The sequence below is a fragment of the Paraburkholderia sp. BL23I1N1 genome (assembly GCF_003610295.1).
GTDB lineage: Bacteria > Pseudomonadota > Gammaproteobacteria > Burkholderiales > Burkholderiaceae > Paraburkholderia.
This window is the reverse complement of record NZ_RAPV01000001.1, coordinates 4,892,010-4,914,959: the sequence shown is the minus strand read 5'-3', so window position 1 is coordinate 4,914,959 and position 22,950 is coordinate 4,892,010. Positions and strand designations below refer to the sequence as shown.

Genomic DNA, 22,950 nt, shown 5'->3' with positions numbered 1-22,950 from the left:
CGCACATAGCACGGCATTTGCCGTATCGCCAGCTTTACCGCGACAAAATCTCTGGAATTCTGAATTACGGAAAGCGCGCAGAATACATTGCTGTTGGCTTGGTCGAATAGGGACGATCAAGACAACGGAAGCGACATGAAAACCCAACCTCTTTTGTTAGCGATATTCGCGGCCGCCGCGTTCTGGAACGTCGATGCCCAGGCCGCACAGCCGGATTACGCCTATTCGACGACCGTGCATCTTTCCGACGGAAAAGCGCTGCAGTGCGCCGTGAACGAGCCCTTGAGCGCCGTGAGCAACGCCAGTACCTCGCTCACCCGCCGCGAAAAAACGGAAGCCGAAGTGTTGGCAACCCGCCGATTGCGTCTAGCCAGCGGCCCCACGTCTGACTATCCGTCCCCGTACACCGCGCCCAACGTCACGTGCGCGGCTGCCGGTTGACGTTGAGTGGCACGGCGGCGATCGGGCGGCTCATTCGGTGCGATGCGGGACGTCGTTCGGGAAAGGATACGGGGCGTGAGGTCCCGGCCATTCCGCTGCCGGCGGACCGCGCAGCGCATCGCAGCCGGCGAGGCCTGCCAACAGGCTGCACGTGAGTAACGCGGCGCAGATGCACCGGAGTACTGCTCGACCGTTCATCGCACACCTCCTCGCATCGGGCGGATACGCTACTTCTTGGACCGCCAATCGGTGTGGCAGGTTGCACCTGGCCCGGCTCGATCGTCACGTAGCCAGCGCGTGGTCAGCGGCGTCGTACACGTGCGGTGCATGATGATTCTGATGCCGTCCGCTGGATTCGTCGGCGGACGGCCGGTCGGTTTCATGCAGCCTGAACACGGCCACCGCATCGACGAGCGTGCGCGCCTGATCTTCCAGCGAAGCCGCAGCGGCCGCCGCTTGCTCGACTAGCGCGGCGTTCTGTTGCGTCGCGTTGTCCATCTGCGTCATCGCGGTATTGATCTGAGCAATACCGCGCGATTGCCCTTCGGAAGCCGCGCTGATCTCGCTGACGATGCCGGTCACGTTGCGGGCTGCCGTGACGATTTCGGCCATCGTCTCGCCGGCGCGAGTTGCGAGTTCGGCGCCGTTTCTCACCTTCGCAACCGAATCGCCAATCAGTTCCCTGATCTCTTTCGCCGCGGCAGCCGAGCGTTGCGCGAGCGCGCGCACTTCGCCCGCGACCACCGCGAATCCGCGTCCTTCCTCGCCGGCACGGGCCGCTTCCACAGCGGCATTCAGGGCGAGTATGTTGGTCTGGAACGCGATGCCTTCGATCGCGCCGATGATATCGACGATCCGCTTCGAACTCGACGACATGTCCGCGATCAGGTCGACAACCTGGCCGACCACGTCGCCGCCGCGCGCAGCGATCTCCGAGGCGTTTTCCGCGAGCGCGCTGGCCTGCTGCGCGTTGACGGCGTTTTGCCGGACCGTCGCCGTCAAATCTTCCATGCTCGAGGCGGTTTCCTCCAGCGTTGCCGCCTGCAGTTCCGTACGCGTCGACAGGTCGGCATTGCCGCTCGCGATCTCGCCTACGCCGTGCGTGATCGCCGCCGTTCCCTGACGCACCTGGCTCACGGCAGCAACGAGCCCCGCCTGCATCCGGCCGAGGGCAGCCATCAACCGTCCCATTTCGTTGGCACCCAGCGTGGCGATCTCACTCGCCAGATCACCGGCGGCAATGCGCTCGAAATGACGAATAGCAGCGTCGATAGGCCGCACGATCGAATTCGTCAAACCGGATCGCGCGAAGAAACCAAGGATCATTGCGGCGGACCCGATCGCACCGAAGAGCCAGAGCAGCCTATGAAAATCCTGTTGCGCCGACGCAAAGCGCGCTTTTTGCTGCTCGGCCTGAAAATCCTCGAGCGCGAGCGCGGCGTTCCGGTAGTCAGCGAACAGCGTGTCAGGCGCCTGTCGTTCTGTAGTCCGGAACGACATGAAATCGTTCTGATCGAGTGCCGCGATTTCTGGGGTCAGCGCCTGTTTCATCAATAGCTCGCGCTTCACGCGCAACGCGTCAGTCAGTTTCTTCTCCAGCTCGTTCGACGGTGGTTGCGCGGCGTAGGCCGCCAGCTCGCGATCACTGGCCGTCTGCTCGGCATGCACTCGCGCGAGCGCCGCATCGGTCGGCTTTCCTTGCGTGACGAGCGTTTCGTACGCACCGAGATCGACCCGCATCTGCTGAAGCGCTTCGCCGCTGGCGCTCAGGTGTCGCAACGCAGTCGTCTCGTCGCTGTACATTCTGTCGAGTGCCGTGTTGGCTGTTTCGAGGCCCCAAATCGACGTGGCGATCACAAGCATCAACGCGGCCGTGTAACCGGCAATCGTGATGGTCAGAGCAGTCCGGATACTGGTATTTCTGAACATGGCTGTCTTCCTCGGCCAGCTGAGCAGAAAAAAAGCGGCGAACGGACAAGTCCGCCGCCGCCAGTAGGAGCAGATCGATGAATAAATCAGCGTGAATCCGATTTCCGCATCAGAAGCGGGTGCGCACGCCCGTGGTCAGTTCGAGCTGGTTGTTCGAGCCGAACGTGGTGCCGACGGTGTAGCCGCCATGCAGCTTCATGTAGTCGCCGGCCAGATACACTTCAGTGCGCTTGGACAGGTGATAGAACGCCGACCAGTACAGCGTTTCCTTGTAGCCGTTATGGAGGCCTGACGTCGGGTCGAAAGCGCCGATGTTCGCGTTCGGGATATCGCCGTCACTGTTGTAAGCGGCATTGTGCACGCGCATTTGCTGATAGCCGAGTTCATAGTCGAATGCACCCTTCGGCGACAGCTTGAGCGACACCGTCCACGCGTTATCCTGACGCTGGCCGAGCGCACCCTGATTGCCTAGGTAACGGAAGTAACCCGCATTGGCACGCAGAATACCGAACGTGTAGTTGCCACCCACCGAGAACGACTGGTTGGTAAAGCCAACGCGATTCGCGTGGCTATAGAAACCCGACATGTTGAACGGGCCGCCGTTGTAGCCGAGCGCTGCCTGGTAGTTGGCATTCGAGCCGAAACTCGTCGAGTTGCCGAATGCGTAGCCTGCGCTCGCGAAAATGCCATTGCTGAACAGCTTCTTCCACGCCACGCCATTGTTATAACGTGTGCCGGTCGCGCTGGCAGCGTAGAAAATCATCTGCTTGAAGTTATTCGAATTGGTCCAGCCACCCTCTTCCGTCGTCAGGCGCGCGGAGCCGTACGGGTCGCCGTAAATCGTCGATGCGTCGCGCGCGATCGTGTTCTGGAAACCAGCCGTGATCTTGCCGAACGTCTCGTTCTCGATACCGACCCATGCGTCACGGTCGAAAATCTGGCCCGGATCTTCCATCTGGCCGTCGCTCACGCGATATTCGCTTTCAAGCCGGAAAATGATCTTCGAACCCGCGCCGATATCTTCAGCGCCCTTCAGGCCCCAGCGGCTGCCGCTGAACCACGGTTCGCCAGCGATACCCATGCCGATCACATGATCGCCGTTCGCGTTCGCGTGTGACTGATAGGTCGGCACGCTCAAATCCATCAGGCCGTAGAGCTGAACACTCGACTGGGCATGCGCGCCGGTTGCTGCGAAAGCGCCTGCCGTAGCGGCCAAAGCCAGATACTTTTTCTTCAAGATCGTCTCCTCAAATTACTACGTTAAAATTTTCGTTCTCGCCGACTGCGGTGACTGCTGTCCGAAGGATCTGGACAACGGCCCCGGGCAATCGATAAACGCAATCCTAGTTTTTTCAACCCTTCACGCAGCTTTCCCGTATTTTTTGTACAACTAAGTGCATCTACTGATGTACATCGAGAATTCGGCGTTCAGGTGTTCAGCGTCGCTAAGCCGTGCGCCCAGCACAAAGCAGTGGCCGGTACCGCGAAGGCGGCACCGGCGGTGCAACGAAATCACACGGCAACAGACAGGCGGCAGCGACCGGCAAGCGGCGGCTTACTTCGAACCGGTGAACTCGTTCGTGTAGGTTTTCGCCAGCTCGATATGCTTGCCTTTAACCGACGGATTGAACGCCGACAGCACCTTCAGCACGGTCTCCGGACCGTCGGCAGGCATCTTGCCGTCCTTCGTGAACATCGGCAGCGACGCTTTCAACGCGCTCACGTAAAGCGGCTTGTCTTTCTGATAGTCGTCAGGCATCTTGGCGGCGATTTCTTCCGCGCTATGCGTGTGGATGAACTGCATCGTGCGGACGAACGCGTGCGCGAGCTTCGCTGCTTCAGCCTTGTGGGTATCGGCCCATGCCGCCTGGACGTAGAGGCTCGACGCCGGGTAAGTGCCGCCCAGCGCCGCCTTCGTGCCTTCAACCGAGCGCATGTCGACGAGCACCTTCGCGTCGCCCGACTTCTGCAATGCCGAGACGGTCGGCTCGGTCGTCATGCCGGCGTCGATGCGGCCTTGCTTGATCGCCGCGATGAAGCTGGCGTCAGCGCCCACCGGCAGCATCGTGTATTCCGTGGACTGGATGCCGTGCTGGCCGGCAAGGTATTGCGTCAGGAAGCTTGTTGACGAACCGAGACCGGTCACGCCAAGCGTCTTGCCCTTCACGTCCGCCATCGATTTGACCGTATCGGCTGCCTTGGTCGACACCATTTCGACCTCGCCCGGCACTTGTCCAAACACGACGATCGCCTTGACGTCCTTACCCTTGGTTTGCAGGTCAATCGTATGGTCGTAGAAACCGACGACGGCCTGAACGGCGCCGGCCAGCAGTTCGTTTTCAGCGTCAACGCCGGCCGGCTGCGACAGCAGTTCGACATCGAGCCCTTCATCCTTGAAATAGCCAAGCTGTTCGGTCAGGCGCGCCGGCAAATAGATCAGCTTCGTGATACCGCCCACCATGATCGTGATCTTCTCGCCCTCGGCGGCTGTCGCGTGTTGCGACGCAAGGCTGAACAGCAGGGTGGAAGCAACGGCGATATGGCGCAACGTGCGAAAGCTTGGGGTCATCGATAGTCTCCGTTATTGTCCGGCGCGGCGGGAATGCCGGCCGTCTGCATCGATGGGGCGATTTTAGGGGGCTGAATCCTTCCCTCGGCTTTCACGGAGACTCAGGTTCCATACGGGATTTCCATGAGGCGAGCACGCCTGACCATGGCCGCCCAGGCTCTTCTCATGTTTGAAAAAGGTGTTTACATGCTGTCTCTTGCGTTGCAAGACAGGACACTGCGAACGTTATTGAGCGACGAGGTAAGGGCAAACCCATGTGGGGCGCACAAAAAAAGCCAAGGCGGTGAAGCCTTGGCTTTGGGGATTCTGCCGGTTTGGAGGCCCAACAGAATCCGAAAGTGGCTGCTGCGCCTGAGAACGCAGCAGCCCGTCACACGATGTCGCGGTTTCGACCCCACCTGAATTGAAGTTTATCGCTCAACGCCGGGCGTTGTTCCAATGCGGCCAATAGTGACGGTGATCCAGTTGTCTAAGCCGCTTTCGACGCATCTGCTCCAGGTAATAATGAGCGACGACAAACACGGGTGCCATCGCCAGCACGAACGAACCCACAACGATTCCGACTGCTTCATTCATCAAAACCTCCATTGCAGAACTAACGGCTTCACTGCAGGTGTTGCCCCCCGTTGATTGCAATGTTGGCTCCGGTGACGAAACCGGCCTCCCGCGAGCACAGGTACAGCACGAGTGCGGCAACTTCGTCAGGCTGTCCGAGCCGGCCGACCGGAATCTGCGGAATGATCTTCGTCTCGCGGATTTCTTCGGGCACCGCCATCACCATCTTCGTCGCGATATAGCCTGGCGAAACCGTGTTGACGGTGACGCCTTTCCTCGCCACCTCAAGCGCCAGCGATTTCGTGAAGCCATGCATGCCGGCTTTCGCCGCCGCATAGTTGGTCTGGCCGAACCCGCCCTTGGAGCCGATGATCGACGACACGTTGATGATGCGGCCCCAGCCGCGCTCCACCATGCTGTCGCACACCGGCTTCGTCATGTTGAACACCGAGTCGAGATTGGTCCGGATGACCGCGTCCCAATTGACCTTGTCGAGTTTCTTGAAGCTGGCGTCACGCGTGATACCGGCGTTGTTGATCAGAATGTCGACCGGTCCGACCTCCGTTCTGATTTGCGCCGCGCATTTTTCGCACGAGTCGTAATCGGCGACGTCGACCGTGTAGGCGAGGAATTGTCGTCCCTGCGCTTCCATCCGCGCGAGCCACTGGTTCGCACCGGTATTGCCCGGCGAACAGGTCACCACGACCGCGTACCCGGCGTCATGCAACTTGACGCTGATCGCTTCGCCAAGTCCACCCGTTCCACCCGTCACCACCGCGATCTGCTTTGCCATCGAATTTTCCTCGTAAAAGCCGGCGCCATGCTCATCTGGAGCAACACTACTTTCAGTCCATGAACTGGAGACTGGAAGGTGAATTATCTATTTGTCAGTAATCCTTCATATATGACAAAGAACTTCACCGCGGGCATTGCTGCCCGCGTGAGTTCTATTGCTTGGCAGCCGTAGTGACGGCAGCCTGCGCGGAGTTGCTTCGCGCGGCCTTGGCCGCTGAGGCGGTGAGCGTATCGAAATTACTCTCGGCAACCTGCACGGCCTGCTGCCCCGTTTTCTGCAGCGTTTCGTACAGGGTCGTGGTGGCGGCAATCGCGGATTTCCACGCAACGATCGCGGCTTCCGACCCTGCGGGAGCACGCTTCGCCGCATCTTCGACGAACGCCTGCACGCGATCGTTATACCGCTCGTACTGCGCCTGTGCGAGTTGCGCGATTTCAGCCTGCGTGGTCGTTGCGATATCGAACACCTGCCGGCTGTATGACAGCGACTTTTCCGCGATCGGTCCGGTAAAACCGGCTTGCAGCGCGAACCATTGCGGCGGTTCCGTTGTGCCGGACACCTTCGAGATGTTCTCCTGCGCCTCGGCCAGCGTGGCCTTGACGACCTGCAGGTTCAGGGCTACCAGTTTTTCGACGCCTTCAAAAACTTTTCCGGCGACCCCGTAGAATGCGTCGAGGTTCGTCTTCGCGGCAGCAGTTTGCTCGGGACTCAGTAGAGCCATTTTCAAATTCCTCAAAATGCGGTCCGACGCGCGAAGCCCCGATTGCACGGGTGTGTTGCGACGGATCGCGATGGTGAATAGATCGAAGTGCAACGACGCTTGCCGTGGGGTGCGGCGGTACTCGTGGGAAAACTGCTGGCGGCAAATGCCGCATTTTCCTTCTGGGCTGTGAAGCGGACACCTGGGACACCGCGGATGCCTAGCGCATCCGGCCAAACGCCTTGAGAACGGAATCTCCGTTGCTTGTGATCTGAGGACGTGAGCGTCCTGACGCGAGATCTTCCAACGATATGAGTTGTCGCTCGAGCAGGGCGTCGAGCTCGGCGCGGCCCAGTTCAATCTGGTCCGGCGCGTCTTTGATGAGCATTAGAGTAGCGAATTCATGGGGACTCAGCATAGCGTCTCCTCGATTAATGTGACTGCACGGGAAGTATTAATTACCCCCTCCAACGTGAATGCCCGGCAAATATTTCTGCCGCCTCCGCAAAGCGATCATTCGAGAAATCGCATCAGGAGGCCCCATCATAACCGCTCAAATTTCGATTGCAATATGCGCGATGCTTTTTATTAAGGCGGCCATTTCGTCTGTCGAATACCCTGCGTCGAACGGCCCTGTGCTGCCGCCCAAACCGGTGTTTCCGCTATCCGCCGAGGCCCTACTGGCATGGCTTTCTAGGTAATCCGGTCGCTGCGCCAAGGATTGAACTGATGAATTAATTAACAACATCCATTCATTCTGATTTCATTGGCTTATTTATCCCTGAATATTGTATTTATAGGCTGGCACTTTTACTGCGGCTGTCATTCATACCTTGAGATTGCGAAACATTTATTACAGCGCGCGTGAATTTTAGAAATTACCAGAATATCAATCTGCGTAAAGAGCTGCGCCCATTTATCGGAGCGAACCCCGCGCGACATCTTTCACGCATCGCCAGACGCAATATGTCCGCGCGGCCACACTGTAGAAGGAATGCCCACTGCCCCATCGAAGAGCCACCTTGCCGTGCGTAACAGCGCGGCGTTCAGCACTTCTGGCCGATCGGGATTTCCGCCGAGCGCGAGTTCAACAGTGAACTCGCCGGTTGGATGTTCGACCGACACACGTTTTTGCGTGCCTTCGGCATCCACATCGGCGAGGCCTTCACAGACCGTGCCGGGCAGCACCGCAGCCGTGGCGACGCTCACCGCGCCGAGTGCGCCAATCGACGCGTGGCAGCGATGCGGAATGAAGCTGCGCGTACTGATCGTGCCGCCATCGCGAGGCTCGGCCACCAGACACATCTTCGGGACTGTGCGCGCGCTCACGTCGCCGAGATTCATCATCGGCCCCACGGTGAGCCGGATTTTTTCGACACGCGCTTTCAGGTCCTCATCCGCGTCGAGTTGCTCGCGCGTTTCGTAGCCGGTGCGCCCAAGATCGCGTGCTCGCATCAGCACGAGGGGCATGCCGTTGTCGATGCACGTCACATCGATGCCGTCGACCGTATCCTTGAGATGCCCCGTGGGCAGCAGCGCGCCACAGGTGGAGCCGGCGGTGTCCCTGAATTCGAGCGGAATTGGAGCGGCCACGCCCGGCACGCCGTCGATGCGGGCATCGCCTTCGTAATTGACCTGGCGTCCCGGCGTGCTCACCGTCGCCACCGCGATCTGCCCGGTGTTGACCATGTGGATCGCGACCCGGGTGGTGCCGTCACGCGCTTCCACGAGACCGCGTTCGATCGCAAACGGTCCGACGCCCGCGAGAATGTTGCCGCAGTTCTGCCCGAGGTCGACCCGCGCTTCGTTCACGACGACTTGTGCAAACAGATAGTCGACGTCGGCATCGTCGCGCATGGAGGGCGAGACGATCGCCACCTTGCTCGTCAACGGATCCGCGCCGCCGATACCGTCGATCTGACGCGGATCGGGCGAGCCCATCACGGCAAGCAGAACACGATCCCGCTCAGCGGGATCGGCCGGCAAATCCGACGCCATAAAATAGGCGCCTTTCGACGTGCCGCCGCGCATCATCATGCACGGAATACGCCTTTGTGTACGGCTCGACATGGCGTCGCCTCTCCGTCAAAGGTCCTCTGCCGAGACGACGTAGCGCAGGCCCTTTTGGGCGAGCTTCTCGCGCATCGCGTAGTAGTCGAGGCCCAGCGTGCCGCCGGCCAGCACCGAACGCGTCTTCTCTTCCTTCGCCATGCGTGCCTGCGAGGCCTGCGCAACGCTCGCCACGGTATCGAACGGAACGACGACCACGCCGTCGTCATCCGCGACGATAACGTCGCCGGGATTCACGATCTGCTGCGCGCACACCACCGGAATATTCACCGAGCCAAGCGTTTCCTTGACCGCGCCTTGCGCGGACACGGCCTTCGACCACACCGGGAATTTCATTTCTCTGAGCGAGACGACGTCACGGCAACCCGCGTCGATGATCAGTCCGCGCACACCGCGCGCGGCCAGCGAGGTGGCGAGCAGGTCGCCGAAATAGCCGTCCTCGCAGGGTGAAGTGGGCGCCACGACGAGAACGTCGCCCTCGCGACATTGCTCGACGGCAACGTGCAGCATCCAGTTGTCCGACGGCGGCACCAGCACGGTAATCGCAGAGCCCGCGATAGCCGGCCCCGAGTAGATCGGCCGTATGTACGAAGCAAGCAGGCCGAGACGGCTCTGCGCCTCGTGAACAATGGCGGCGCCCGCCTGCTGCGGCACGGCCACATCGCGCGGATCGGCGCGGCGGACCGTGGTCACCACAACGCCTCGCTTCATGCCAGATCTCCCGTCACCGCCGGTGTGATGCGCTGATACCCCTCCGCGTACTGGATATCGCGCGTGGCTGTGATACCGATGTTGCGCTTGGCCTGCACGCCGCGCTGCAGGGCGACGCGTGTGTAGTACTCCCACAGATGCTCCTGGCCCGCCATGCATTCGATCGCGCGGCGCTTGGTGTCCCAGACCTCGGTGATATCGAGGAAGGTATTGGGCGTCCATTCGCATTGTTCGGTTTGATGCGGCTCGAACGCATAGACAGGCGGCGCACCGACCACTTTCTGACCCGGATTGTGACCTTCGGCCTGGGCGATGATCCGTGCCTCCTGCGCCACGTGCATGGCGAGCGGATGGTCGAAGTTGTACGGGTCCTTCTGTGAGTGGCTCAATACGAACGCCGGCTGCACATCACGGAATACATCGACGAGGCGCATCAGGGCCTCGTCCGATACTCGCAACGGGTAGTCACCGAGGTCGAAAAATTCGACTTCCGCACCCAGGATATCCGCGGCCCGCACAGCCTCTTCCCTGCGCGCCGCCTTGACCATCTCGATCGTCATTTCGCCCTTGCGCCAGAGCCTGGCCGACTCGCCACGCTCGCCGAACGAAAGGCACACGACCTTCGCACGGTATCCGTTTTTCTTGTGCAGCGCGATTGCGCCACCTGCCCGCCACACAAAATCGGCGCTATGCGCGCTCACCACCAACATCGCCTTGTCTGCCATTTCCAAGCTACCCATATTCACTATGTGATGGGCACCATTGTAGGATTCGAAGGGCGGCCGGAAGCACCTAAAGGAGCGTGTAATACCATCTAATGTTTTTATCGCGAGGTGCCGGATCAGCGCTTGAACCCGGCGATTTTCTGCCAGAATGGAGCCCGCGAAGATTTCGTCGCCCACATCCACACGTCTTACGAATCCGGGAGCAAACGCACATGGATAAGCGTCAATTTCTAGCCAGCGCAGCCGTGCTGGGTGCGACCGCCGCGCCTGCGTTCGCCAGCAAGCATGTGGGCCAGGGAGCTTGCACGGCATCTCCCGTGATTCTGACCATTGCGGGCGCGATCAAACGCAGCAATCGCGGCGCACTCGACCCGGCGTTCGACCAGTTGCTGGCCAAGCACCAGGTGAAATTTTCGCAGGCGTATGGGGTCGATCTGCCGTTGATCGCGAGCATGCCGGCGGTGACAATCAAGCCCACCATCGAATACGACGCCCGGCCGCACACCCTGAGCGGCCCATTGCTCGGCGATGTGCTCGCACACGTCGGTGCGCCGGGCGCGGGAAGCACGCAAATCGTCATGCGCGCGGTTGACGGCTATGCCGTCATGACGACGCTCGACAAAGTTCATGACTACCGCATGATCGTGGCGACGCATATGGACGGCAAGCCGCTGCCTCTCGGCGGCTTGGGACCACTATGGGCGGTCTACGACCCCGACTCTATCCCCGAACTCGCGGGCAAACCGCTGAAGGATCGCTTCGTGCTGTCGCCGTGGGGCCTGTATCAGATGCAGGTGACTGAAGCGTAGTGGCTGCACGTGAGTGGCAACTACACCGCCCCACGCCCGCCTCAGAACAGATGATGGATCCCGCTCAGGAACACAGTCGGCCTTCCGCCCGACGCCGCCCCGATCCCAAGCGTATTCGCGACCGCCCCGCCACCCGCCGTCTCGACCATCAGGTCCGCGTAGACTTGCGTCGCTTTTGACAGCGAATACACGTTCGCCACGGTGAATTGGGTCCAGCGGCGCCCCGCGAGTGTCGCGGTCCACGCCCCCGCCGCGATTTCCTCCGCGGGCGTCAAGCGGACGTTGAGGCCGCCGTCGATCGTGCGAAAGTGCTCGCTGCCGCCGTCCGACTGGATTCGTACATCCGTGGCGAGCGCATGCAGCGTCACACGTTCAAAGCGGTACGACCCGCCGATCCCCATATCGCGCACCTGTTTCGCGTTGAAGGTTGCGCCGGGCGCGAGTGCCTTTCCTTCGAACGACGTCAGGCCGAGTCCGTTGGAAAGCGGCAGCAAACGGTCGTGGTATCCGGAATACACCGCCACCAGTTTGAGCGGCCCATTCGTATAGTTGGCGCCGAAACTGAGGATCCGCCCGTTGGTGTTGCTGGCCGACGCGCCGGGAAATCCATAGAGCGCACCGAAACTCAGCCTGCTGTAGTTGATGCTTTTCCACTTCACCGTGCTCGACAATTGCACCGGCAAGGTGCTGCCAAGGCCATCGAGATTGCCGGGGTGAAACGCGGAGAAGTCGCCGAGCAGTTGACCGGTCGACACCGAGCCGAGCCAATCGAAATTCCAGTCGGTTTGACGGCCGAGCGTCACGGTGCCGAACATTGGGTCGGACAGACCCACGTAGGCCTGGCGATTGAAGAAGGTGCTGCTGCTGGCAGACGCGCCCGTCGTCGTGACAAAGCCGCTTTCGAGCCTGAATACCACCGAGCGGCCCGCGCCGATATCTTCGACGCCCTGAAAACCGAAGCGGTCGGCCTGGAAGGTGCCCTGCTCGGCGATATAAGCGTGGGCGCCGGGCAGGTTGCTCACGTAGCCGAGGCCCGCGTCGATACTGCCGTACAGCGTGACACTGCTCTGGGCGTTGGCCGTCGTAGAAGAGACGAACGCAGCCAGGCACGCGACAACCGTCGCGCGGAAAGCGAATTTGTTTTTCATGGAAAAGAGTTGAAGCGTTCGAGGGAGAACTGCGAAGGCGTGCGTTAAACGTTAAGGCCTGCGATCAAATTGCCTGGACCTTCTCCACGGGTCTGAGGCGCCATGCGCCGAAAACCAGATTGACGACGATTGCGGTGAGCGTCCCCGCCGCCATGCCGTTGCCCAATACGATCTGCAAATAGCCGGGGAACGCGGCATATACATTGGGAACCAGAATCGGCAGCAAGCCCACCACGAGCGCCGCGGCAAGCGTGTATTGATTGCCGCGCGCATGGAGGTCGACCTTGCCGAGCAGGTTGACGCCCATCACGCCGATCATCGCGAATACGATCAGCGCTGTGCCGCCCACCACCGGCGCGGGAATCGCGTAAGCGAAGCGTCCGAGCGGCGCAAACAGTGCGATGAGCATCAGCATCGCGCCGGCCGTCGCGGTGACGTAGCGCGAGCGCACGCCAGTGGTCTGCACCACGCCGATATTCTCCGCGCTCGTGATGATGAGCGAGGTGCCCAGCAGCGAGCCAAGCAGCGACGCCGCCGCATCGCCGCGAATGGTCCGCGGCACGTCGCGGCGCATGTCGATCCTCCTGCCGGTGATCTCACCGACGGCAACCGTCTGACCCGTTGCCTCGGCCATCGAAATGACACTGAAAATCAGCATGGGCAGCGCGGCAAGCACGTCGAAACGAGGCATGCCGAAAGGCAGCAGCGTCGGTAAAGTGAAGAGCGGACCGTCCCACATGCCGCCTGCCGGCATCAGCCCGATTGCCCAGCCCGCACACGTGCCGATCGCGAGGCCGATCAGCACTGCAAGCCGTCCCGCCGTGCCCTTGAACAGGCGGGCCACGGCCAGCGTGGCCACGATCGTGAGCACCGCGAGCCCAAGCGACTGCGGCCGCGCAAAGCCAGGTGTTCCCGGCTGGCCGACAACGATGCCGGCATAGATCTTGATGAGACTCACCGAGACAAGCAGCAGCATCGTGCCCACCACCACACGCGGGAAAAACCGCAGGCAGCGCGCGAATACCGGCAGCACGAGCCAGTAAAACAGGCTGGTGAGGATCGCTGCGCCCGCGGCGGTGCGCAGATCCGTCTGCGTGGCGATGACGGCGAACAGCATGGCGGGCGCGCCGCCCGGCACCATCACGAACGGCAACCGCGAACCGATCGGCGCCGCCCCGAGCGATTGCAGCAGTGTGCCGGCCCCGCAGGCAAAGAACGTCGTGCCGATCAGGTGCACGGTCATGCCCGACGAGAGCGACAACATTCTCGACACCAGAAAAACCGCGGTGACGGGCGAAGCCGCCATCGAGAGGACATGCTGCAGGCCGAACAGCACGAGTTGCCACGCGGGCAAACGCGCATCGACGCTATGGGCGGCTGGTTCCGGACTCACGTTACCCCCGAATGATCACAACACGGCGTTCAGGCGCGCAGCCAAGGCAATTGCTCGCGGCTGTAGCGGAAGGTCTGGAAGACGCTGTTCAACTGGCCGGGGCCGGTTTTGCGCGCCGCTTCGTCCGGGTACTCGGCAAACCAGGGGATCACGTATTCCCAGACCACCTCGCCCGCGGGCGTCACTTCGAAGAGGCGGCCCGTTGCCGACTCGGTGATGTGAGTGTTGCCATTCGCGAGCCGCTGCGCGTTACCCATGAAGGCGCTGTAGAACGCATTCACCATGTCGTCCGCGTACGACCACACGACCTCGTTGTTCGCCGGATCGATCTCCAGCACGCGCGAGAAAGCCACGTGCGCGCCGGCGCGGAAATTGCCGTTGTCGAACGTGAGAATGTTGCCGTTGGCGAGCGCTACGGGTGCGTGCTGGTGCGACACCACGCTCGGCGGAATATGCATCGTGACGCCGCCGGTTTTGCGCTCGACGGCGATGATGCCCGACGTGGTGCGCAGGCTCATCAGCACCTCGCCTTTCGCATTCACGCCGAGCCCGTTCACGAGCGGCCAGTGATACCGGCCAAAGCCGGACGCGATCGGAAAGTCCTTGGGCTTGAGGTGCTCCCACGCCTTCCATTCCCACACCAGTTCGCCCGCGCGGTTCACTTCGCGGATCACGTCGCCATACATGACTTCTTCGGGGCCGTGGGCCGTGCCACCCGGCACGCGTTCGGCAAATCCTGCAGGCACCGGCGCGCACGCGGTGTAAAGCAGATTGCCGTTGGCGAGCCACTGCGCGTCATGATGATGCGCCGGATCTTCGTGGTGCCAGACCACCTCGCCCTCGGGCGTGACTTCCGAGAAATCACCGCCGTGCCACATCGACCACGGCGCGTAACGGTTTTCCGATTTTGCATGGCTGCCGTTGTAGCCGAGATTACCGTTGGGAAGAATCACGGCATGGCGTCCGGCCCGCACCGGCATCTTCCATTCGTGAACGACGGTACCGTCGATATCGATGAGATACACGTGGCCGCCTGCCGTTTGCGGTGCAATCAGCGTATACCCGCCGGCTGAAGCTTTGGGGTCGCAAGCGATGAGGCCGACGCCGCGGCGCCGCTGGGTAATTTGATCGACTGTCGTGGTCACGGTTCGCTCCGTTAAGATGATGAAGCGAAATCTAGGCTATCCGACCCGTCAATAAAATCTGATTATTCCTTACAGCCCGTATGGAAAAACTATACGGTTGATTTATGCGTCCAATATCGCAGACATTCCGCTGTTTCGACGAAGTGGTCAGACGCGGATCGATCCGTAAAGCGGCCGATTCGCTGCACCTGACCGCCGCTGCAGTGCACCAGCAAATCCTCAACCTCGAGGAGCAGGTCGGCTCGCCGCTGTTCGACCGTTTGCCGCGCGGCATGCAACTCACCACCGCCGGAGAGATCATTATTGCTGCGGTGCGGCGCGGTCAGCGCGATTTCGATAACGCGATGACTCAGGTGGAAGACCTGCGTTCGTTGCGCCGCGGGCATATCAACCTGGCGGTGTCGCCGTCGTCGGCCGAGCAGTTGGTGCCCGATGCCATTCAGGCGGCCATGAAAAGCTATCCGGGGGTGACTTACAGCGTGCGCTCGGGCAACGGCGAGAGCATCCTCAAGTGGGTGGAGACGGGTGAAGCCGACATTGGTTATGGCCTGCGCCGCAAGCCGCCGCCTGGCGTCGTGGAAGTACGCGCTTTCTCGCAGCACCTTGGGCTTGTCACGCCGCCCGGGCATCCGCTGACGAAGCTCGGCAAGCGGCCTCGGCTGCGCGACTGTCTCGACTATCCGCTCATCCTCATGACGCCGGATACCGAGTTGCGTGCCATGGTGGACCAGATCGACCACCGGGAGCAGCGCAAGGCGCGTCCGCTGGTGGAGACGAGTTCAGTTTCGATGGTGCGCCGGCTCGTTGCTGACGGTGTCGGTATCGGCTTCCTGATTGCGGAGAACGTGGCGGAAGACGTGACGCAACGCAAGCTTGCATGGACCACGCTCGCCGATGCCGGGGCGAAGTCGTTCAGTTGTCTTTATCAACGCTCGGACCTGACCACGACCGTCGCGATGAGCATGTTTCTGCAGTTCCTCGGTCAGGCGATCGAGGCGACTGAGAGTCAGTTTCACGCTTCAGCGCAATCGGGCCGCAAGCGGAGACAACCGGTCAAGTGAGGCATTCCACCTCTTAGCCCTCTGACGCGGCGCTATATTTGGCGCTGCGAAGTTCGGTGGCACGCTCGACGGAGAATCTCTCCAGACACGCCTGCTTCACGCTCTCCACAGTCACCGACCACCCCTCACCCGCCGCCCGGCGAAACAGCCGCAGCGTATGCGGATACCACGGCGAATCGCTGCGCTCGTGCATCCAGCGCCAGTCGACGTCTTTCTCCGGCAGCATCACCCAGCACGGCTTGCCCAACGACGCGGCCAGATGTGCAATGGACGTATCCACGCAAATCACCAGATCGAGTTGCTCGATGATCGCGGCACTGTCCGCTAAATCGTTCACGGCCGAGCCGAGGTCGAGCAGCGACTGACCGTCGGGCGGATTGCGCGCCTCATCCTCACCCTGGCCTTTTTGCAGACTCACGAAACTCAGGCTCGGCACGCTCCAAAGCGGCGCAAGCGTGGCCAGCGTAGGGATCGACCGGTTCGCGTCGTTATGGTGTTTCGCGTTGCCCTTCCACACCAGCCCGATTTTGCGGCCGTCCGGCAGGGTCTCGAGCGTCGGCCGCCACTTTTCGACGAGCGACGGCTCGGCCGCTAGGCGAACCGCACGCGGAATCGTGTCGACGGTCGTGCGTAAGTGCAACGGCGCGCTCAACAGGCTCGTCCAGCAGTCGTATGTGGATGCGGTCACGCGGGCCAGTGCCGTGTCGTGATCGAGCACGGCATCGACGCCGTCCACTGAAGCCATCACCCGGTGCAAAGCAGGCGCGCACGCAAAGGCGATATGCGCGGCCCCTTGCGCCTTGAGCAAGGCGAAATAGCGGCTGAATTGGACCATATCGCCGAGGCCGTCTTCCTGCCAGACCAGCAAGGATTTGCCGGAGAGCGTGTCGCCTTGCCACTGCGGACAGCCCAGCGTGGCGCGCGTTTTGTGATGCACGAAACCCGGCTGCTCGTAGCGGCATTCGTACAATCGCCAGCCCTCTTCGAACCGGCCCATGCCGAGCACCAGCACGGCCAGACCGAACCTCGCATCGCCGTAATCGGGGCGTAGAGCAAGCGCCCGAAGGTACGCGGCTTCGGCTTCAGGCAACCGCTTGAGCTGCGCCAGCGCGGCACCGACGTTGTAGTAAGCCTCAGCCAGATCGGGACAGAGCGCGAGCGCTTGCGCGAAGGCCTCCACGGCCTCGGGCAAACGGTCGAGCTGACGAAGCACGCAGCCAAGGTTGTTATGCGCGTGGACGATGTCGGGCCGAACGCGAATCGCCTCCCGGTAAGCCGCTTCGGCCTCGGGCAGCCGCTCCAGGCTGGTCAGCGCAAGGCCGAGGTTGTAGTGCGCCTCAGCATAGTCCGGACGATGCGCGATGGCCTCCCGGTAGGCCGCTTCGGCCTCGGGCAGACGCTTGAGATCGGCCAGCACGGCACCGAGATTGAGATGCGCCTCTGCGTAATCCGGGCGGATGGCCAGCGCGAGCCGGCAAGCCAGTTCGGCCTCCGGCAGGCGGAAGGTCGCCTTCAGCACGCCGCCGAGGTTGTTGAGCGCCTCGGGATACTGGGGTTTGATGGTCAGCGCCTGCCGGTACGCGGCGTCCGCGTCGTCGATTCGGCCGAGCTCCATGAGCACGTTGCCCAGGTTGTTGTGCGCCTCGGCATGCTCGGGCAGCCCTTTCAGCGCCTCGCGGTAGGCCGCTTCGGCTTCGTGCAGACGGCGCAGTTCGTGCAGCACGATGGCCCGGTTGTAGTGCGCCTCGGCGTAGTCGGGGCGGATCGCGACCGCCTGACGATACGACGCCTCCGCCTCGTCCCGGTAACCCATTCCGTAGAGCACGGTGCCCAGATTATTGGGTGCGTCGGCCTGGCCGGGCCGCAGCGCGACCAGTTGCCGATAGACCGCCTTGGCCGCCGAGAGGCGCCCGAGCGATTTGAGCAGCATGCCGAGACTGCCGTACACCTCGGAGTAGTCAGGTTTTGCGCGTAGACACAGGCGCCAGTAGTTTTCCGCGTCCGCCAGATTGCCCAAGGCATACGAGCAGGCCCCTGCAATATTCAACGTGTCGGCCCGCGCGTCTTCCGTTATGTCGGCGTGCGGTTCGAGGACCGGCTGCACCAGCGACCAGGCATCGGCGAATTGCCCGGCCGAGCAAAGCGACGCGGCTTGCTGATTGATGTCGGTTATCGAAGATACGCGCGTCTGCGTGAATGTCATGAGTCGAGTCAACAAGGGTCGGCGGCGGAATATGTACCACGCAGCTTACGGGAATCGGGCACGCGGTAACGCCCGGAAATGAGCGGGTTTCGGGCTTCTAATCCAACGCTATAGACGGAATCACACGAGAAAAGAGCGCGCGGCAATGCTAGAATCGCCCGCGTCTTTACATTCATCGACATGACTCTACGCTCCCGCAACCGCATGACCGCATGGCTTGGCCTGATCGCCATGTGGCTCGTCGTGTTCGCGCCGGTCGTGAGTCAGATGCTGGTTTCGAACCGCGCGCACGAGCCCTTCGCCGCGCTCTGTTCGGCGCTGCAGCCGGGCAACCCGAGCCTCGCGAACCAGTCCGCGCAAGCCAGCCCCGAGCCGGTTCATCTCAGCCACGACGACGCCTTCGGCGCATGCGGCTACTGCCACCTGCTCGAACATCACGTCGCCATGCCAAGCGTCGCGACCGCCGAACCGCCGGCCGCGTTCGCGCTTGCCGGCACCGCGCCGCCCGCCCTCTCCACCCGCTTCACGCCGCTCGGCGCGTTCCCGTCCGGACGCCCACGAGACCCGCCCGCCGTTTCCTGATCGCTGTTGTTCCTGATCGCGCATCTTGCCGCACCCGCTGAGGGGGCGCGCGATCGCCTGTTCAATGCATCAAGGAAACGTTCATGCTCAACTTCGCTCTGCGAAGGCTGCCCTTTTGCGCCCGCCGCGGCGCTCGGCGCATTCCATCCGGTCGGCGGTCGCTGCCATATTTTCAGGCGTATTTGCCGGCTTTAGTTCCGGCGTTGGTGCCAGCTTTAATTGTCTCGCCGGCTCACGCCCAGAGCGCGCCCGCCGATGCCACGCTGCCTGCTGTCAGCGTCACCGCCAATGCTGTCGCCGCCCCGCGCGCCGTCGATCCGAACCTGCCGGCCTCGGTCGAGACCGTGACGCGCGCACAGTTCGACAACTGGAACGTCGTCAACACCGAAGACGTGTTGAAGTACATGCCGAACCTCGCCGTGCGCAAGCGTTTTATCGGCGATCTGAATTCGATCATCGCCGTGCGCGGCACCAGCAACACACAAAGCGCGCGCGGTCTCGTCTATGCGGACGGCCTGCTCCTCAGCAATCTGCTCGGCAACAGTTATTCGTTTCCGCCACGCTGGTCGATGGTGTCTCCCGACGAGATCCAGCAGGTCGACGTGATCTATGGGCCGTTTTCCGCGCTCTATCCGGGCAATTCGCTGGGCGCGACAGTGCTCATCAGCACCCGCATGCCGAAGAAATTCGAAGCCAACGCGGACGTTAAGGCCTTTACGCAGCATTTCAGCCTGTTCGGCGTGAATCAGAATTTCAATGGCAGCGAGGCGAGCGCTTCGCTCGGCAACCGGATCGGGAAGTTCTCGTTTTTGCTGGACGTGAACCACCTGGAGAACACGAGCCAGCCGCTGCAATTCGCCACGCTAGCCAAGTCCAGCACGCCCGCGAAAGCCGGCGACACGCCCGTTACCGGCGCCTACTTTTACAACAACCAGACCAATACGCCGACCGCCGTGCTCGGCGTGAACGGCGAAGGGATCGAACACACGGTGCAGGACCAGTTCAAGCTGAAGATGCAGTACGACTTCACGCCGACACTGCAGGGCGCCTTCACGCTCGGCTACTGGCACCAGACCTATAACAGCGCGACGTCGAGTTTCCTGCGTGACGCAAACGGCAACCCCGTATACAGCGGCAAAGTCGCGATCGGCGGCTACGAATACACGATTCCGGCGGCTGCCCTCGCCCCGAGTCTCGGCTACAGCGAGAACTGGCTGTACGGCCTCACGCTGAAAACACGCAACGCCACCGGCTGGAATGGCGAAGCGATCGCTTCGTACTACGACGTCAGCAATAGCGTGGCGCGCACCGCGAATTCAGGTGTGCCGGGCAATGGCCCGGGCACCGTGATCTTCGGCGACGGCACCGGGTGGAAGACGCTTGATCTGCGCACGACGTACACACCCGTCACGCCGCAAGCGGGGTTGACGAACCACGCGCTGAGTTTCGGCTATCACTACGACAACTACTTCCTCGACAACGAGAGTTACAACACGCTGAACTGGCACGACGGCGCGGCCACTTCGTTTGCCAATTCCTTCAAGGGCAAAACGCAGACTCAGGCGCTGTACGCGCAGGATGCGTGGCACTTTCTGCCGCGCTGGAAACTGGTCTACGGCGTGCGGTACGAAGACTGGCAAGCCTACGGCGGTTCGCAGTCGCTGCCCGGCAAGGCCTTTCCGTACAGCGATGCAAATCAGCATCATTTCTCGCCGAAAGCCTCCTTGTCGTTCGATGTCACCGACGACCTGATCTTGCGCGCTTCCATCGCCGCGCCTATCGGTTTCCGACGGCGGGCGAGATGTTCCAGGGGCAAATCAACGGGTCGTCGATCGTCAACAACAATCCGAACCTGAAGCCTGAAGACGATCTCTCGAAAGAGCTGACCGCCGAATGGGCGCACTGGAATGGCGTGTTCCGCTTCTCGCTGTTTCAGGACGACGTGAAGAACACGATCTTCAGCCAGACCGATACAACCGTGATTCCGAACGTGACGAACTTCCAGAACATCGGCAAGGTGCGCTCGCGTGGCGTCGAAACGAGCTATGCCGGACAGGATGTATTCATCCGCGGTCTCGATCTGCTGGCGAGCGTGGCGTACACGCAGTCGAAGATCCTCGCGAATGCGCAGAACCCGGCGACCGTCGGCAAGTACTTCTATCGGATTCCGCTGTGGCGCGCCAATCTCGCCGCCACGTATCACATCGACGAACGCGCGGCGCTCACGCTCGCCGCGCGCTACTCCGGCCGCGAATACAACACGCTCACCAACACCGACACGAATCCCAACGTATTCGGCGGCACCAGTTCGTACACGGTGGCGGACGCGAAGTTCACGTTCAAGCCGACAAAACTGAGTGAAGTCGGGATCGGCGTCGACAACCTCTTCGACGCACGCTATTTCGTCTATCACCCGTATCCGGGCCGCACGTTCTACGTCGAAGCGAAGTTGCGCATGTGAACGCGCGATCGGTATGCGCGTATTGCGCTTGTGTTGTGCTCGCCAGGCGCTCGGTGCGCATACCGATCAACCCACCATTTTCTTCAGGAGGATTGAATGTCCACCACCACCGCTCAACGCACGACTTCGGCAACGAGCGCCCTGAGCGCCGGCTACCGGACGCTCTGGCGCTGGCACTTTTACGCGGGCCTCTTTGTGATGCCATTTCTGGTGGTGCTCGCGATCACCGGCACGCTGTATTGCTTCCAGCCGCAAATCGAGCCGCTGCTTTACCCGCATCGCCTGATCGTCGAACCGCAAGCCACGCCCAGACTGACTGAAGATGCATTGCTTGCCAAAGCTCGCGCGGCGATGCCGGCCGACGCGCGCGCGGTGACGGCGCCCATTGCAAACGCACCGGATCGCAGCACCGAGTTCGTCTTTCGTCTCGCCAATGGCGAAAAGCAGAGTGTCTATCTGAACCCGTACAGTGGCGAAGTATTGGGCACGCTGAGCGTCGAACGCCACTTCATGCAGGTGGACCGCATGCTTCATCGCAAGCTGCTGCTCGGCAAACCCGGCGAGTTGCTGATGGAACTGGCCGCGTGCTGGACACTGGTGATGATCGGCACCGGCATCGCACTCTGGTGGCCGCGCGAGAAAACCACCGCGCGCGCCGCGCTGGTGCCGCGTTTCTCGCTGCAAGGCCGCGCGCTCTGGAAGAACCTGCACGCCGTAATGGGCATCTGGCTTGCGCTCGGCGCGCTCGTATTCGTACTGAGCGGTCTGCCGTGGACGGGTTCATGGGGTAAGCAGTTCAAAGCGCTTGCGAGCGCTGCCAATCTTGACGCGCCGCCGGGATCGTGGGGCGGCCTGCCGTTGCGCTCCACACCGCCTGGCATGAACGCCAGCGAACATGCGGGCACTGCGGAAGCAAGCGCCGAAACGCAATCGGCCCACGAGACCCACACTGCGCACGCGTCAACCCACGAACACGACGAGCATAGCGCCCACGCGGCGAACATGGATTCGATGCCGGGCATGGTGATGGACGACCTGCCGTTGCCGCTCACACCATGGGCCGTCGGCAACACGCCAGTACCGCAATCCGTCGATACACACGCGGCGCAGGCGCTGCCGCTCGGACGCATAGTTGCGCTCCTCGCGTCGCTCGGTGTGCCGAGCGGTTATGACATCGTGCTGCCCGCCTCCGCTACGGGCGTCTACACCGTCTCGTACTTTCCCGCCGACCCGAAAGACGAGCGCACGTTGTACATCGACCAATACAGCGGCGCGGTCCTGAAAGACATTCGTTACGGCGACTACGGCGCGGTGTCGAAGGCCGTGTCGTACGGCACGTCGTTGCATATGGGCCGCTATTTTGGCGTCGCCAATCAGATTCTCTGTGCCGCGATTTCACTTGGGCTTGCGGGGATGGCGGTGACCGGCTGCGTGATGTGGTGGAAGCGGTGGTGGAAGCGGCGCCCGCAGCGCTCGCTCGGCGCACCCTCGCGCGAGCGCGCCGCACCGCCGATGCGCGGCTGGAAAACCGGCCTCGTTCTGCTCGGCATCGTCTTCCCATTGATGGGCGCCACGCTGCTCGTGGTGTGGCTCGCCGATCGCGCGATTTTTGGCCGCGCCACGCGGCAACCTGCTTAGGTGGCCTGCTTAGG

General features: G+C 61.8%; 19 protein-coding genes and 1 pseudogene. 6 read left to right on the top strand and 14 right to left on the bottom strand.

Annotated elements, in window-relative coordinates:
- Positions 1-135 precede the first annotated feature (135 nt).
- Positions 136-441 (top strand): hypothetical protein, encoded by a 306-nt coding sequence (locus tag B0G76_RS22985; protein WP_120296696.1) that lies wholly within the window; start codon positions 136-138, stop codon positions 439-441.
- A 282-nt stretch (positions 442-723) separates the two neighbouring features.
- Here B0G76_RS22985 and B0G76_RS22980 read toward each other — a convergent pair whose 3' ends face one another.
- The 10 genes from B0G76_RS22980 to B0G76_RS22935 all read right to left on the bottom strand — a co-directional run bounded on the left by B0G76_RS22980 (position 724) and on the right by B0G76_RS22935 (position 10,511).
- Positions 724-2,370 (bottom strand): methyl-accepting chemotaxis protein, encoded by a 1,647-nt coding sequence (locus tag B0G76_RS22980; RefSeq protein WP_120294581.1) that lies wholly within the window; start codon positions 2,368-2,370, stop codon positions 724-726.
- Positions 2,371-2,479: 109 nt separating this feature from the next.
- A complete protein-coding gene (locus tag B0G76_RS22975) occupies positions 2,480-3,607 on the bottom strand; it encodes a porin (RefSeq protein ID WP_120294580.1) in 1,128 nt (375 codons plus the stop codon).
- A gap of 318 nt (positions 3,608-3,925) precedes the next feature.
- A complete protein-coding gene (locus B0G76_RS22970; protein ID WP_120294579.1) occupies positions 3,926-4,939 on the bottom strand; it encodes an ABC transporter substrate-binding protein in 1,014 nt (337 codons plus the stop codon).
- Between the two features lie 417 nt (positions 4,940-5,356).
- Entirely contained in the window at positions 5,357-5,515 is a 159-nt protein-coding gene (locus tag B0G76_RS42975) for a hypothetical protein (protein WP_183082116.1), read from the bottom strand.
- A gap of 28 nt (positions 5,516-5,543) precedes the next feature.
- Positions 5,544-6,287 (bottom strand): acetoacetyl-CoA reductase, encoded by a 744-nt coding sequence (gene phbB, locus B0G76_RS22960; RefSeq protein WP_120294577.1) that lies wholly within the window; start codon positions 6,285-6,287, stop codon positions 5,544-5,546.
- Between the two features lie 154 nt (positions 6,288-6,441).
- Positions 6,442-7,011 (bottom strand): TIGR01841 family phasin, encoded by a 570-nt coding sequence (gene phaP / locus B0G76_RS22955; protein ID WP_120296695.1) that lies wholly within the window; start codon positions 7,009-7,011, stop codon positions 6,442-6,444.
- 199 nt (positions 7,012-7,210) lie between these two features.
- Entirely contained in the window at positions 7,211-7,408 is a 198-nt protein-coding gene (locus B0G76_RS22950; protein ID WP_120294576.1) for a hypothetical protein, read from the bottom strand.
- A 527-nt stretch (positions 7,409-7,935) separates the two neighbouring features.
- Positions 7,936-9,060, bottom strand: a complete 1,125-nt coding sequence (locus B0G76_RS22945) for a 4-oxalomesaconate tautomerase (protein ID WP_120294575.1) — start codon at positions 9,058-9,060, stop codon at positions 7,936-7,938.
- Between the two features lie 15 nt (positions 9,061-9,075).
- Complete coding sequence (locus B0G76_RS22940) at positions 9,076-9,771, bottom strand: 4-carboxy-4-hydroxy-2-oxoadipate aldolase/oxaloacetate decarboxylase (protein ID WP_120294574.1); 696 nt, start codon at positions 9,769-9,771, stop codon at positions 9,076-9,078.
- Entirely contained in the window at positions 9,768-10,511 is a 744-nt protein-coding gene (locus B0G76_RS22935) for a PIG-L deacetylase family protein (protein WP_120294573.1), read from the bottom strand. Before B0G76_RS22935 ends, B0G76_RS22940 begins: the two co-directional genes overlap by 4 nt.
- A gap of 197 nt (positions 10,512-10,708) precedes the next feature.
- Here B0G76_RS22935 and B0G76_RS22930 point away from each other — a divergent pair, with 197 nt between their 5' ends.
- The gene (locus B0G76_RS22930; RefSeq protein WP_120294572.1) at positions 10,709-11,305 is read left to right on the top strand and encodes a molybdopterin-dependent oxidoreductase; all 597 of its coding nucleotides are present in this window, start codon (positions 10,709-10,711) and stop codon (positions 11,303-11,305) included.
- Positions 11,306-11,346: 41 nt separating this feature from the next.
- Here the strand turns inward: B0G76_RS22930 and B0G76_RS22925 are convergent, their stop codons facing one another.
- The 3 genes from B0G76_RS22925 to B0G76_RS22915 all read right to left on the bottom strand — a co-directional run bounded on the left by B0G76_RS22925 (position 11,347) and on the right by B0G76_RS22915 (position 14,991).
- Positions 11,347-12,453, bottom strand: a complete 1,107-nt coding sequence (locus tag B0G76_RS22925; protein ID WP_120294571.1) for a porin — start codon at positions 12,451-12,453, stop codon at positions 11,347-11,349.
- Between the two features lie 64 nt (positions 12,454-12,517).
- Complete coding sequence (locus B0G76_RS22920) at positions 12,518-13,846, bottom strand: uracil-xanthine permease family protein (protein WP_120294570.1); 1,329 nt, start codon at positions 13,844-13,846, stop codon at positions 12,518-12,520.
- A 29-nt stretch (positions 13,847-13,875) separates the two neighbouring features.
- Positions 13,876-14,991: an aryl-sulfate sulfotransferase gene (locus B0G76_RS22915; protein ID WP_120294569.1), complete on the bottom strand. Its 1,116-nt coding sequence runs from the start codon at positions 14,989-14,991 to the stop codon at positions 13,876-13,878.
- A gap of 104 nt (positions 14,992-15,095) precedes the next feature.
- On the opposite strand from B0G76_RS22915, the gene B0G76_RS22910 reads away from it, so the two are divergent.
- Entirely contained in the window at positions 15,096-16,052 is a 957-nt protein-coding gene (locus B0G76_RS22910) for a LysR family transcriptional regulator (protein WP_120294568.1), read from the top strand.
- Positions 16,053-16,065: 13 nt separating this feature from the next.
- On the opposite strand, the gene B0G76_RS22905 is transcribed toward B0G76_RS22910, so the two are convergent.
- Entirely contained in the window at positions 16,066-18,255 is a 2,190-nt protein-coding gene (locus tag B0G76_RS22905) for a tetratricopeptide repeat protein (protein ID WP_120294567.1), read from the bottom strand.
- A 180-nt stretch (positions 18,256-18,435) separates the two neighbouring features.
- Between B0G76_RS22905 and B0G76_RS22900 the strand changes: the two genes are divergently transcribed.
- The 3 genes and pseudogenes from B0G76_RS22900 to B0G76_RS22890 all read left to right on the top strand — a co-directional run bounded on the left by B0G76_RS22900 (position 18,436) and on the right by B0G76_RS22890 (position 22,936).
- Positions 18,436-18,837 (top strand): DUF2946 domain-containing protein, encoded by a 402-nt coding sequence (locus tag B0G76_RS22900; protein WP_120294566.1) that lies wholly within the window; start codon positions 18,436-18,438, stop codon positions 18,835-18,837.
- Positions 18,838-18,920: 83 nt separating this feature from the next.
- Positions 18,921-21,298: pseudogene (locus B0G76_RS22895) on the top strand (TonB-dependent receptor).
- 96 nt (positions 21,299-21,394) lie between these two features.
- Positions 21,395-22,936 (top strand): PepSY domain-containing protein, encoded by a 1,542-nt coding sequence (locus tag B0G76_RS22890; protein ID WP_120294565.1) that lies wholly within the window; start codon positions 21,395-21,397, stop codon positions 22,934-22,936.
- Positions 22,937-22,950 lie beyond the last annotated feature (14 nt).

Excerpts from the sequence above, each read along its gene's own strand:
- B0G76_RS22985 (WP_120296696.1), top strand. The coding sequence starts at position 136 with ATGAAAACCCAACCTCTTTTGTTAGCGATATTCGCGGCCGCCGCGTTC.
- B0G76_RS22930 (WP_120294572.1), top strand. The coding sequence starts at position 10,709 with ATGGATAAGCGTCAATTTCTAGCCAGCGCAGCCGTGCTGGGTGCGACC.
- phaP (WP_120296695.1), bottom strand. The coding sequence starts at position 7,011 with ATGGCTCTACTGAGTCCCGAGCAAACTGCTGCCGCGAAGACGAACCTC.
- B0G76_RS22950 (WP_120294576.1), bottom strand. The coding sequence starts at position 7,408 with ATGCTGAGTCCCCATGAATTCGCTACTCTAATGCTCATCAAAGACGCG.
- B0G76_RS22970 (WP_120294579.1), bottom strand. The coding sequence starts at position 4,939 with ATGACCCCAAGCTTTCGCACGTTGCGCCATATCGCCGTTGCTTCCACC.
- B0G76_RS22980 (WP_120294581.1), bottom strand. The coding sequence starts at position 2,370 with ATGTTCAGAAATACCAGTATCCGGACTGCTCTGACCATCACGATTGCC.
- B0G76_RS22925 (WP_120294571.1), bottom strand. The coding sequence starts at position 12,453 with ATGAAAAACAAATTCGCTTTCCGCGCGACGGTTGTCGCGTGCCTGGCT.
- B0G76_RS22890 (WP_120294565.1), top strand. The coding sequence starts at position 21,395 with ATGTCCACCACCACCGCTCAACGCACGACTTCGGCAACGAGCGCCCTG.
- B0G76_RS22940 (WP_120294574.1), bottom strand. The coding sequence starts at position 9,771 with ATGAAGCGAGGCGTTGTGGTGACCACGGTCCGCCGCGCCGATCCGCGC.
- B0G76_RS42975 (WP_183082116.1), bottom strand. The coding sequence starts at position 5,515 with ATGAATGAAGCAGTCGGAATCGTTGTGGGTTCGTTCGTGCTGGCGATG.
- B0G76_RS22935 (WP_120294573.1), bottom strand. The coding sequence starts at position 10,511 with ATGGGTAGCTTGGAAATGGCAGACAAGGCGATGTTGGTGGTGAGCGCG.
- B0G76_RS22905 (WP_120294567.1), bottom strand. The coding sequence starts at position 18,255 with ATGACATTCACGCAGACGCGCGTATCTTCGATAACCGACATCAATCAG.
- B0G76_RS22910 (WP_120294568.1), top strand. The coding sequence starts at position 15,096 with ATGCGTCCAATATCGCAGACATTCCGCTGTTTCGACGAAGTGGTCAGA.
- B0G76_RS22945 (WP_120294575.1), bottom strand. The coding sequence starts at position 9,060 with ATGTCGAGCCGTACACAAAGGCGTATTCCGTGCATGATGATGCGCGGC.
- phbB (WP_120294577.1), bottom strand. The coding sequence starts at position 6,287 with ATGGCAAAGCAGATCGCGGTGGTGACGGGTGGAACGGGTGGACTTGGC.
- B0G76_RS22900 (WP_120294566.1), top strand. The coding sequence starts at position 18,436 with ATGACTCTACGCTCCCGCAACCGCATGACCGCATGGCTTGGCCTGATC.